Origin of the sequence: Consotaella salsifontis (assembly GCF_900167365.1) — a bacterium.
GTDB classification, from domain to species: Bacteria; Pseudomonadota; Alphaproteobacteria; order Rhizobiales; family Rhizobiaceae; genus Consotaella; species Consotaella salsifontis.
In genome coordinates, this window is the sequence record NZ_FUXL01000016.1 from 88,787 (window position 1) to 100,670 (window position 11,884).

10 protein-coding genes are annotated in these 11,884 nt (G+C 62.3%); 6 read left to right on the forward strand and 4 right to left on the reverse strand.

What is annotated here, in order from left to right; all coding sequences use genetic code 11:
• The first annotated feature begins 70 nt into the window (after positions 1-70).
• The 5 genes from B5D38_RS18300 to hflX all read left to right on the forward strand — a co-directional run bounded on the left by B5D38_RS18300 (position 71) and on the right by hflX (position 7,235).
• Positions 71-2,329, forward strand: coding sequence for a sensor histidine kinase NtrY-like (locus B5D38_RS18300; RefSeq protein ID WP_078709885.1), 2,259 nt, complete (start codon positions 71-73; stop codon positions 2,327-2,329).
• Positions 2,319-3,680 (forward strand): nitrogen assimilation response regulator NtrX, encoded by a 1,362-nt coding sequence (gene ntrX, locus B5D38_RS18305; RefSeq protein WP_078709887.1) that lies wholly within the window; start codon positions 2,319-2,321, stop codon positions 3,678-3,680. The genes B5D38_RS18300 and ntrX overlap by 11 nt, the downstream gene beginning before the upstream one ends.
• A 264-nt stretch (positions 3,681-3,944) precedes the next feature.
• A complete protein-coding gene (gene trkA / locus B5D38_RS18310; protein WP_078709889.1) occupies positions 3,945-5,321 on the forward strand; it encodes a Trk system potassium transporter TrkA in 1,377 nt (458 codons plus the stop codon).
• Positions 5,322-5,603: 282 nt separating this feature from the next.
• Entirely contained in the window at positions 5,604-5,849 is a 246-nt protein-coding gene (hfq, locus tag B5D38_RS18315; protein ID WP_078709890.1) for an RNA chaperone Hfq, read from the forward strand.
• A complete protein-coding gene (gene hflX / locus B5D38_RS18320; RefSeq protein ID WP_116002829.1) occupies positions 5,850-7,235 on the forward strand; it encodes a GTPase HflX in 1,386 nt (461 codons plus the stop codon).
• Between the two features lie 36 nt (positions 7,236-7,271).
• On the opposite strand, the gene mazG is transcribed toward hflX, so the two are convergent.
• From mazG to B5D38_RS18335, 4 genes are all read right to left on the reverse strand, one after another.
• A complete protein-coding gene (gene mazG, locus B5D38_RS18325; protein WP_078709891.1) occupies positions 7,272-8,120 on the reverse strand; it encodes a nucleoside triphosphate pyrophosphohydrolase in 849 nt (282 codons plus the stop codon).
• 93 nt (positions 8,121-8,213) lie between these two features.
• Positions 8,214-9,266: an ABC transporter ATP-binding protein gene (locus tag B5D38_RS18330; RefSeq protein ID WP_078709892.1), complete on the reverse strand. Its 1,053-nt coding sequence runs from the start codon at positions 9,264-9,266 to the stop codon at positions 8,214-8,216.
• 120 nt (positions 9,267-9,386) lie between these two features.
• Positions 9,387-9,938 carry a hypothetical protein gene (locus B5D38_RS22605; RefSeq protein WP_245319360.1) on the reverse strand — a complete coding sequence of 184 codons (552 nt, stop codon included), beginning with the start codon at positions 9,936-9,938 and terminating at the stop codon, positions 9,387-9,389.
• Positions 9,874-11,541: an ADP-ribosylglycohydrolase family protein gene (locus B5D38_RS18335; RefSeq protein WP_245319362.1), complete on the reverse strand. Its 1,668-nt coding sequence runs from the start codon at positions 11,539-11,541 to the stop codon at positions 9,874-9,876. Before B5D38_RS18335 ends, B5D38_RS22605 begins: the two co-directional genes overlap by 65 nt.
• A gap of 96 nt (positions 11,542-11,637) precedes the next feature.
• Here B5D38_RS18335 and B5D38_RS18340 point away from each other — a divergent pair.
• The coding region (locus tag B5D38_RS18340; protein WP_131829941.1) for a helix-turn-helix domain-containing protein at positions 11,638-11,884 on the forward strand (247 nt) is incomplete at its 3' end.

The following is an 11,884-nucleotide window of genomic DNA, read 5'->3' on the forward strand; positions in this document are numbered from 1 at the left end:
GGCATTCGTCGTTGCATTTTTGACGCAAAGCGTTGCAATCTGGCAACGAGCTATCAGTCAACGGCGAATCATGACCAGCGAATCCTATCCCGCATCGACCGAAGGCCCGTTTCTTATGGAACGGCGCCGCTTCATGTTCGTGCCGGGAATTGTCACCGTGGCCGGCGCGCTGATCACCGGCGCCGTGTCCTTCGTCGTCCTGATGGGGCTGACGCCAATCGCGCCGACCGATCGCGTGGTGCAGATCGCCACGGTCGTCAACGGTGCCTTCGTTCTGGCTCTTTGCGTTCTCATCGGGCGCGAAGTGCTGCGCATGGCCCATGCGCGGGCGCGCGGCAAGGCAGCCTCCCGGCTGCACGTTCGCATTGTCGTTCTCTTTTCGATCGTCGCCGCGCTCCCGGCCGTGCTGGTGGCCATTGTCGCGGGCATTACCCTCGACCTCGGTCTCGACCGCTGGTTCGAGATCCGCACGAAGGCCATCGTCGCATCGGGCATCAGCGTCGCACGAGCCTATGTCAACGAGAACTCGCGCAACCTCCAGGGAACGACGCTCTCCATGGCCGTCGATCTCGATTCCCAGCGCCGGCTTTTCGAACTCGACCGTACTGGATTTCAGGAGTTGATGACCGAGCAGGCGAGGGGGCGCTCTCTCCTCGGTGCGCAGCTTCTTCATCTCGACGGAACGCCCTTCCTGAAGGCCGACGTCCCGGTAGACAAACCGCTACCGCTGCCACCCGAGGACGCTCTCCAGCAGGCGCGCGAAAACAACTTCGTGCTCATCCCGCCGGGCGTGACCAATCTCGTCGGGGCCATCGTTAAACTGCGACAGATCGACAATACGCTTCTCTACACCGTACGGGCGGTGGACCCCGAGGTGATCGCAGCCCTGCGCGCCATGGAGGAGCGCTCTGCCGAATACAACAGCCTGCAGAACAACCGCTTCAACCTGCAGGTCGCCTTCGCCCTTCTCTACCTCGGCATCGCGCTCATCGTGCTCCTCTCGGCGATCTGGACCGGCATTGGCGTGGCCGACCGGCTGGTGCGGCCGATCCGGCTGCTGATATCGGCGGCGGACGAGGTCAGCGAGGGTAATCTTGCTGTCTCGGTGCCCGTGCGAGCCTCGGATGGTGACGTCGGATCGCTGTCCAATACCTTCAACAACATGATCCTGCAGTTGAGGAGCCAGCGCGACGAACTGATCCATGCGAAGGATGTCATCGACGAGCGACGCCGCTTTACCGAAGCCGTTCTTTCTGGCGTCACGGTGGGTGTGGTCGGCGTACAGGCCGATGGCGTCGTCACCATGGTGAACCCTTCCGCGGAGCGCATCCTCGGCATCGATGCGGACGAGGTGGTCAGTCATCGCCTCGCCGAACGCTTTCCGATCATCGCAGGCATCCACGCTGCCGCAGCGACTTCCAAAAAGCCGGAGTTTCAGGACCAGGTGAAGGTGCGGGTCGCCGAGCGCGAACGAGTGATGGCCATTCGCGTGACGTCGGTCGACACCGAAGCAGGATCGCGGTCCAGTGTCATCACGATCGACGACATCACCGATCTCATGGAGGCGCAGCGCTCCTCGGCCTGGGCGGACGTGGCCCGGCGTATTGCTCACGAAATCAAGAATCCCTTAACGCCGATTCAACTTTCCGCCGAGCGAATCCGCCGCCGTTACGGCAAGGGCATCGACGTGAATGACCGGGAGGTGTTCGACCGCTGTATCGAGACGATCACCCGCCAGGTCTCGGACATCGGCCGTATGGTCGACGAGTTCTCGACTTTCGCGCGAATGCCCAAACCGAAAATGGAACCGAAGGACCTACGAGAGGCGTTGCGAGAGGCTGTTTTCATGCGCGAAATGGGAGACCATGGCATCGAGTTTTCCTTCGACTATGGTGGAGAACCGCTGCTTGGTCTGTTCGACATCCGCCTTCTTTCCCAAGCGTTCGGCAACGTGGTCAAGAATGCCGTCGAGTCTGTCGAACATGTCCACGAAGGCGGGGGCGGGCGGATTTCCGTCACCGCAACGTCGGTGGACGGTCAATATCTGATTGACGTGCTCGACAATGGGCGCGGTTTTCCGCAAGAGGGTCGCGAACGGCTTCTGGAGCCCTATATGACGACACGCGAGAAGGGCACGGGACTCGGCCTCGCTATCGTTCGCAAGATTATCGAAGATCACGGCGGCACAATAAAGCTGGACGATCGACCGGACGGCGAGAGCGGAGCATTGGTCCGCATCGCGCTTCCGGGAACCGGATCAAGGCCAGGCAACGATGCGCTGCCGGAAAGAGACCTGATGGAAAAGGGGGGTGAGAGCGATGGCGTCTGACATCCTCATCGTCGATGACGAGGCAGATATCCGCGAATTGGTCGCGGGAATTCTGGAGGACGAGGGGCACGAGGCTCGCACCGCCTCGGACTCGGATGCGGCACTACAGTCGATCGCCGATCGCGTGCCGCGCCTGGTCTTTCTCGACATCTGGCTGCAAGGCAGCAAACTCGATGGGCTCGATCTTCTCGATACCATCAAGGCCCAGCATCCCGACGTGCCCGTCGTGATGATCTCGGGCCACGGCAATATCGAGACGGCGGTATCGGCAATCCGCCGCGGTGCCTATGATTACATCGAGAAGCCCTTCAAGGCCGACCGACTGATTCTCATCGCCGAGCGCGCGCTGGAAACCTCAAAGCTCAAGCGCGAGGTCTCGGAGCTGCGTCGCCGCTCATCCGACTTCCCGGAGCTGATCGGCAAGTCGCAGCCGATGAACCAGCTTCGCAACACCATCGAACGTGTCGCTCCGACCAACAGCCGCGTCATGATCCTTGGGCCATCAGGCTCAGGCAAGGAGATGGTGGCGCGAGCAATCCACGCCCATTCGCCGCGGTCCAGTGGTCCTTTCATCGCTCTCAACGCCGCAGCGATCACGCCCGACCGGATGGAAATCGAGCTTTTCGGCACCGACGCGCCTCCGGGCGTGGAGCGCAAGGTCGGCGCGCTGGAGGAAGCCCATGGCGGCGTTCTTTATCTCGACGAAATCGCCGACATGCCGCGCGAAACGCAGAACAAGATTCTGCGCGTCCTGACCGAGCAGACGTTCGAGCGTGTCGGTGGCACCAAGAAAGTGAAAGTTGATGTCCGCATCATCTCTTCGACGGCGCAGAACCTCGAGTCGATGATCGCCGACGGGCTTTTCCGCGAGGATCTCTTTCATCGTCTGGCGGTCGTGCCCATCTCTGTCCCGCCGCTCTCCGAGAGGCGGTCCGATGTGCCGCTGCTGATCGAAGCCTTCATGAAGCAGCTCGGAGAACAGACCGGAATCAAGCCGCGTGAGATCAGCCCCGAAGCGATGGCCATTCTTCAGTCCAGCGATTGGCCCGGCAACATTCGCCAGTTGCGCAACAACGTCGAGCGCTTGATGATTCTTGCGCGCGGCGATCCGAATTCGGTGATCACCGCTGATATGCTGCCAAATGAGGTGGGCGAGATGCTGCCGCGCACACCTAGCCAGGCAAATGGCGAGATTCTGGCGTTGCCGCTGCGCGATGCGCGCGAGGTGTTCGAGAAGGAATATCTCATGGCGCAGATCAACCGCTTTGGCGGCAACATCTCGCGGACGGCCGAATTCGTCGGCATGGAGCGTTCGGCGCTTCACCGCAAACTGAAGTCTCTGGGGCTGTAAGGGAAGAGGATCAACTGGTCGCGGCGACTCTTGCCGTTTAGGTGAGGGCTGGCGCGAGTGCGGCACCTTGCGCTAGAGGACGACCGAGGGGGCAATAGCGCCTCGAGATGGGCATGGCCCAAAGGAACAGCTGGAGCGAGTGCGCATCGAGGCAAGCGCATGTCGCCCAATTGGCAAGCGGTGGCCGATCGCGGCAACATGGAGAGAGCATTCTTGAAACGATCCGCCATGCCAAGCGTGACGCTTTTCGCGAGGTCCTGATCTATGCGCGTCATCATTTGTGGCGCCGGGCAAGTGGGCTACGGCATTGCCGAGCGCCTGTCATCGGAGAAGAACGACGTGGCGGTGATCGACACGTCGCAGACCCTCGTGCAGGTGATCCGCGATAATCTGGACGTGCGCGGCTTTGTCGGCCACGGCGCCCATCCGGACGTGCTCGCCGAGGCGGGCGCCGAGCAGGCGGATATGATCATCGCCGTGACCCTCCATGACGAGGTGAACATGGTGGCGTGCCAGGTGGCGCACTCGCTCTTCAACGTGCCGACCAAGATCGCCCGTGTGCGCTCTCAGTCCTATCTTCAGTCTCACTGGCAGGACCTCTTCTCAAGCGAGCACATGCCGATCGACGTCATTATTTCGCCGGAGCTGGAAGTTGGCGAGATGGTGCTCCGGCGTATCGCGCTGCCGGGCGCGATGGACGCGGTGCGCTTCGCGGACGGGGCGATCATCATGGTGGCGATCGATTGCCGAGAAGACTGCCCGGTCATTGAGACCCCGCTGTCGCAGCTGACCGAGCTCTTTCCGAACCTCGGCGCGACGGTCGTCGGTATTCTGCGCAACGATCGCCTGTTCGTCCCATCCTCGTCGGATCAAATGGCCGTCGGCGACATGGCCTATGTCGTCGCGGAGAAGAACCAGGTGAAGCGCACGCTCGCGCTCTTCGGCCATGAAGAACCGGATGCCCGGCGAATCGTCATCGCGGGCGGCGGCAACATCGGTCTCTACGTCGCCCAGCAGATGGAGCGGCGAAACATCTCGGCGAAGGTCAGGATCATCGAGGCGAACCGCGAGCGGGCGGTGGATATCGCGGACCGGCTCAACCGGACCATCGTGCTCCACGGGAGCGCGTTGGACCAGACGATCCTGACGGAAGCGGATATCCGCCAGGCAGACCTGCTCGTTGCCTTGACCAATGACGACCAGGTGAACATCCTGTCCAGCGTCATGGGAAAGCGGCTGGGCTGTCGGTCGAACCTGACGCTTATCAACAACCCGACCTATCAGTCGTTTACTCGTACGTTGGGGATCGACGCATTCGTCAATCCGCGCACTGTGACGATCTCGCGTGTTCTCCAGCACGTGCGGCGCGGGCGCATCCGGGCGGTTCATTCGATCCATGACGGTGCGGCAGAAATCATCGAGGCGGAAGCACTTGAGACATCGCCGCTGGTTGGCCAGCCTCTGCGCGATCTCGACCTGCCGGACGATCTGCGAATCGGCGCCATCTACCGTGGCGGCGCCTATGTTAAACCGGATGGCCAGACGCGAATTCGCGCCAAGGATCGTGTCGTCATCTTTGCGGCAGCAGGGGCTGTGCGGCAGGTGGAACAGATGTTTCGCGTCAGTCTCGAATTTTTCTGAGGTATCGGCTGCCGTGGCACTCAGCCGCAGTAGGCCTTTCCCCTTGCGAAACTCGCATAATCGCCGCGAGAAGGGGCGTTCGCTGCGGAAAATCGTTGACGCAAAGACATCAATGTCGGCGGCAATGAATATTCCCTTGCTCTCATGGTCCATGCGAGTGCAATCTCCGGCTGGTATCCGGTGAGGCAATCGACTTTCTCGGTGCCGGATGCGACACGCGGGGCATCCCTGAATGGTCAGGGCGTGGCTCCGCCAATAGGATAAAATCAGGACTAGCGTGCTATGGCCGATCGCTTGCAAAACCTTCAGGATCTCTTCCTCAACACGGTCAGAAAGCAAAAGATCTCGCTCACGATCTTTCTCGTGAACGGCGTGAAGCTGACGGGTGTGGTGACATCATTCGATAATTTCTGCGTGCTGCTCCGTCGAGACGGCAACTCCCAACTGGTCTACAAGCATGCCATCTCGACCATCATGCCGTCGCAGCCGGTGAACATGTACGAAGGCGAAGACGACAGGAAAGCCTGATTGGAAGAAAGCAATTCGACGGGGCCCAGAGGGCCCATTGAACACCGCCAGGCGCCGACGCGGGCAGGTGTATTCGTTCCCATTTTGCGTCAGGGACCGGCGACCGATGACGCGGGAGGCGTGGCGGAGTTTTCGCCGCGCGGCGAGGAGCAACGTCTTACCGAGGCATTGGGACTCGCAGCGGCGATCGATCTCGACATCGTCATTTCCGGTATTATTCCGGTCGGAAAGCCGCGTTCGGCGACGCTGATCGGTACGGGAAAGGTGGAGGAACTGAAGGAGGCGGTGGAGGCCGAGGAAGTAGACCTCGTCATCTTCGATCACCCTTTGACGCCGGTCCAGCAGCGTAATCTCGAGAAGGAGCTTGGCGCCAAGGTGCTCGACCGCACCGGGCTAATTCTTGAGATATTCGGGCGGCGCGCTCGCACCAAGGAGGGGCGCCTCCAGGTGGAACTGGCTCATCTCAACTATCAAAGGGGCCGGCTCGTTCGAAGCTGGACCCACCTCGAACGTCAGCGCGGCGGCGGCAGCTTCCTTGGCGGTCCTGGCGAAACCCAGATCGAAGCCGACCGGCGCCAGCTTCAGGATCGGATCAAGCGGATCGAGAAGGACCTGGAACAGGTTCGTCGCACCCGTACGCTCCATCGTGCCAAGCGCAAGAAGGTGCCGCAGCCGGTCGTGGCGCTAGTCGGCTACACCAACGCCGGCAAGTCGACCCTCTTCAACGCGCTGACCGGTGCGGATGTCTTCGCCAAGAATCTCCTGTTCGCGACGCTCGACCCCACCTTGCGGCGCGTGGCGCTGCCGCACGGCACGGAAATCATCCTTTCCGACACGGTCGGTTTCATTTCCGATCTGCCGACCCATCTTGTCGCCGCATTCCGCGCAACGCTGGAAGAGGTGATCGAGGCCGATCTCATCCTCCACGTGCGCGACATGTCCGACGCGGACGCGCTGGCCCAGGCGGAGGATGTTCGGAAGATTCTTGCCGATCTTGAGATCGATGCGGCTGACGCGCGCCGGGTCATCGAGATCTGGAACAAGGTCGATCGGCTCGACGAGGCGGGAAGGGCGCATCTGGAGACGGCGGCCGACGCCCGTTCCGACCGTGCGCGGGTTCATCTCGTCTCGGCCGTGACAGGCGAAGGCGTACCCGAACTGCTCGCCGACATCGAGCAACGCATCGCGGGAACGCTTGCCCATGTGACGCTCGAGCTATCGCCGGAAAGCCTGCCGTTGGTGTCTTGGATGTACGAGCACGCCAATGTCGAAACGCGCAAGGACGGTGAGGACGGCGGGGTGACCCTGACGGCCGAGATCACCGTCCAGTCGCTGGCGGAATTGCGCGAGGTAGCCCGCCGCTACGCTGGGGTGAGGCTTCAATAGCCGAGACTGTCCAGTTCAAACGGAAGCCAGGGAGGCTCAACCTCTCTTGGCTTTCTTCGCCTCCTGCCAAAGAGCCTCCATCTCGTCGAGGGATGCCTCATCGAGAGAGCGGCCAGCGGCCGTCAGGCTTCTCTCGATGTGACCGAAGCGATCACGGAACTTGCGGACACAGCGGCGAAGCGCCTTTTCCGGGTCGACCCTGTGATGGCGTGACAGATTGACCAGGCTGAAGATCAGATCTCCCATCTCATCCTCGACGCGGTCGCGATCGCCGCCCTTGGCCGCCTGAGAAAATTCCTCCATCTCTTCGTCCAGCTTGTCCAGGATCGGCGCTGCTTCCTTCCAGTCAAAGCCGACGGTCGCCGCCTTCTCCTGGATCTTCAGCGCCAGCGTGAGGGCGGGGAGGGCGGGCGGGACTGTGTCGAGCAAGGAGGGACCATCGTCGACCTCAGACGAGCTGCTGCCTTCCGCAGCAAGACGCGCAGCGCGCAACGCCACCTTTTCCGCCCGTTCCTCCGCCTTGATCCTCGCCCACTGCTCCTGCGCGAGATCAGGGCTTCTGGCGTCGACATCACCGAAGACATGGGGATGGCGCCGGATCATTTTTTTGGTGACGGCTTCAACGACATCGCCGAACGCAAACAGACCGGCTTCTTCCGCCATCCGCGCATGATAGACGACCTGGAGCAGAAGATCGCCGAGTTCCTCGCGCAGATCCTCGGGGCTGCCTCGCTCAATGGCGTCGGCAACCTCATAGGCTTCCTCTATGGTAAAAGGCGCTATGGTCTCGAATGTCTGGACCACATCCCATGGGCAGCCGCCGGACGGATTGCGCAACGCCACCATGATCTCGATCAGACGACTGATGTCTCGGGACGGCTGCATGAGTGGCGACTCCTAAATGACGCGGTCTCTTGGTGACCCAAGAGGCGGCGCGTCGCAAGGGGTGCGCTGATCGATGATCATGGGACCAGCCTCCTAAAGGCGGGCGCCAGTCTCGGCATCGAAATAGTAGGTCGGACCGCTGCCTAGGCTCAGCCGCAGATGCTCGCCTTCACGAATATTCAGGCGCTCGCGGAAGACGCAGGTAATCTCCGAGCCGGCACAATCGGCGGAGACGAAGAGTTCCGATCCGGTCGGCTCAACCACCTTCACCAGTGCCTCGATCCCATCGTCGGCCAGCGCCATGTGTTCCGGCCGCTTGCCTACCAGGATCTCTCGGCCTTCGGTCAGGCCCGCGGGCAGAGGCAGGCCGGAAGGCGCGCCATTGGCCAGAAGCAGCTGATCACCGCGGCTCCGGGCCTTGAGCAGGTTCATGGACGGTGAGCCGATGAACTGGGCGACGAAGCGATTCGCCGGGCTGTCATAAAGAGCGAGAGGCGCGCCGACCTGCTCCACGTGGCCGTTTTGAAGCACGACGATTTTGTCGGCCATGGTCATCGCCTCGACCTGATCATGGGTGACGTAGATGATAGTCGAGCCGAGGCGCCTGTGCAGCGCCTTGATCTCCGCCCGCATTGCGACACGCAGCTTGGCGTCGAGATTGCTGAGCGGTTCGTCAAACAGGAAGACCTGCGGGTTGCGTACCATCGAGCGGCCCATCGCCACGCGCTGGCGCTGGCCGCCGGACAGTTGCCGCGGGTATCGGTCGAGAAGCGGCGTCAGCCCCAGTATGTCCGCCGCGTCGGCGACCTTGCGCCGCTTCTCTTCCGCTGAAGCCTTCGCCAGCGTCAGCGAAAACGCCATGTTCTCAGCGACCGTCATATGCGGGTAAAGCGCGTAGTTCTGAAACACCATCGAGATATCACGAGCCTTCGGCGGCAGGTCGTTGACCACCCTGTCGCCGATCGAAATCGTCCCGCCGGTGATGTCCTCGAGGCCGGCGATCATGCGCAACAGCGTGGACTTGCCGCAGCCCGAAGGTCCAACCAGGACGACGAATTCGCCATCCTCAATGGGTATGGAGACATCGTCCATCACGGTGACGCGGCCATAGTTCTTTTTCACGTTTTTGATTGAGACCGGGGCCATATCTGCCTCCCGTTGGCGCAGGCGCGGCCGGCACGAGCCACCACCGAACCTGCAATGGACGATGAATGCGATTGGCGGCAAACCGCAGCGCGGTCGCCGCCTGCAAGACTGCCCGTCGCCTTAGGCCGGAGCGACCGTGACCGAATCGGTCGACAGGGCACCCTCATGGACGAGAAGGCCGATACCGCCGCAAGCAATGGCGTCGGCGCTGTCGTCCATCGCCTCGATCACCACGCCGCCGACGGTCGCCCGGATCGTCCGGCCCGTCACGCTGGCCGCCACGGGGATCGCCTCTTCCATGACGAAGGGAAACTCTTTTTCGGCCAGAACCTCGGTCCGCTGATCACGAACGCGGACGATCTCGAGCCGATTCTGCCGGGTGAACCGGACGGCGTAGTAGCGCGTAAGTCCTTGGACTCGCAGCGCCACCCCGGCGTGATTGGCCAGATGAACCCGCAGTTCGGTCGACACCCGATAGTCTGTCCAGTCGCGAGTGCCGTGGATGACGATGCCTTCGCCGGAGGATTGGGAGATCCGGAAGCTCGTCGGGAAGTTCTTGGAGAAGAAGCTGACGCCGTTGACCCACGCCTTGCGCCAGAATTCACCGTTACCCTCCGGGCGCTTGAGCGTCAGGGCGGGGCTGCCTTCCCAGCGAAGGTAATCGAGAAGCACACGGCCATCGGCCTTGCGTCCCGCCGCCGTCAACACGATGCCGACTTCGGCAATTGGCTGGCCTCCGACCTCGGGAAGCTTCCATTCCAGAATGGCGTCGCGGCCGGGCTCTAGAACCTGCGAAGCGCCATTCCAGAATGGCGTCGCGGCCGGGCTCTAGAACCTGCGAAGCGCCATCCATATCCACCAGTTCGTCATTGCCGTCATAAGTGCGAATGCGCAGCGCGGCCTGGACGCTCCCAACGTTGTCGGCGGGGGCGAGAAGGCGAGCGCGGATAGTCTGGCCGGGATAGACCAGCGGCGTTGCCATCAGCGCATAGGTCCGCATCCGGGACGTCTCGGGCGGCGCGAAGGCGGGCGTGGTCGCGGCTGCGAACTGGCCTGGAGCCAGCGCCTCGAACGCGATGGCCAGAGCCCGGCCCTCCGCGGTCTCGACGTTATCAAGCCGCACGGACTGGTTGGCGGCAAAGCCGTCTTGTGGGCGAAACCCCTGCCGACTGCCGGGCAGAGAGAAATGAAATCGGGCGCCGCCCTTCGGGGGCTCGATCTCCGGCCGGCCTGCCAACTTCAAGCCGAGGTTAGCGAGATAGTAGGCGATGCGAACCGCATCGTTGATGGAATTGCCGCCATCGGCTGAAGAAATCAGCAGCCGGTCGGCGATCGGGCCGCGCCAGTCGGGACCAGAGCCAAGCCCTTCCAGACCGTGCATGACGCCCAGCAGACAGCCGACATTACCGGCATTGCAGTCGGTGTCCCACCCGGACGTGTTGACGATCGTCTGGGCCTTCTGAAAGTCATCCGGTGCGTAGAGCACGGCCATGATCATCAGCGCGTGGTTCGGCATGACGTGGCAATTGCCGGGATATCGGTGGTAGCCGTAGTGCTCCTCGATCAAGGCGCGGGTGGCTCGCCAATCCTCATGCTCCTTGTGCCACGCGCGAATGTCACCGATCAGCTGGGCGATCTCGCAGTCGCTGGGGATGACGGACATGCCAGTGTCGATCAGATGGTCGATGTCCGCGGAGACGAAGGCTTCCGCTTCCATCGCCGCCCACAGCATGGCTGCGTAGACGGACTCGCCGTCATGGCTGACCTTGCCGGCCTGCTCGGCGAAACGAGCTGCCAGCTGCGGCTGGCCTGGCGCGACCAGCGCCCAACCATCGATGAAGATCTGCGCGCCGATCTGCTCGGCGACCGCTCGACCGTTGGTGGCAATCGAGCCAGAGGCCGGCGCCGGGATGCCCTTACGCAGGTTGAGCCAAGCGGTGTGCTCGGTGGAGTTGCCGTTGCCGCCCCACCACAGGATCGAGCGCTCCTCGACAATGTAGTTGAGCCAGGCCTTCCCGATGTCCTCTGCGGTGAGGTCGGGCGAGATGCCATAATCCTCAAGGGCCCGAACGAAGGTAAAAGTGCCGGCGACGTCGTCGTCGGTGACCACCAGGGGATCTCCCAGCCTATCATGGACGAAGTACTCGATCGGGCCGAGCTTCTCCATGATCTTTTGGTAGGTCCAACCCTCGAAGGGGCGTCCCAGGTAGACGCCTATGAGCTTGCCAAGAACGCCGGCATAGACGCGCTCCAGATAGTCGTTGGGGATCTGCACTTTAGAGCGGGATGAAGTTCGGCAGAATCGGAAGAGGATTCCATCGGAGGCGCCAATCTGATTCAACATGCTGGCTGGAGACGGAGGCCAGCATGGATGGGTCGACCTTATTCGATGGATCTGCGCGAGCGGGTGGTTGCGGCGGTGCTTGAGGGCGGGCTGTCGCGCCATCAGGCGGCGGAGCGCTTCGGGGTTGCGGTGAGCACGGCGGTCAAATGGCTGCAGCGCCACCATGAGACGGGCAGTGTGGCGCCCGGCCAGATGGGTGGGCACAAGCCGAAGAAGATCGCCGGCGCGCATGCCGAGTGGCTGCGCCGGCGCTGCACGGAGAAGCCCTTCACGC

Coding starts and splice junctions, on each gene's coding strand:
- mazG (WP_078709891.1), bottom strand. CDS start 8,120: ATGCAGCCGTCCCGAGACATCAGTCGTCTGATCGAGATCATGGTGGCG.
- hfq (WP_078709890.1), top strand. CDS start 5,604: ATGGCCGATCGCTTGCAAAACCTTCAGGATCTCTTCCTCAACACGGTC.
- trkA (WP_078709889.1), top strand. CDS start 3,945: ATGCGCGTCATCATTTGTGGCGCCGGGCAAGTGGGCTACGGCATTGCC.
- B5D38_RS18330 (WP_078709892.1), bottom strand. CDS start 9,266: ATGGCCCCGGTCTCAATCAAAAACGTGAAAAAGAACTATGGCCGCGTC.
- B5D38_RS18300 (WP_078709885.1), top strand. CDS start 71: ATGACCAGCGAATCCTATCCCGCATCGACCGAAGGCCCGTTTCTTATG.
- ntrX (WP_078709887.1), top strand. CDS start 2,319: ATGGCGTCTGACATCCTCATCGTCGATGACGAGGCAGATATCCGCGAA.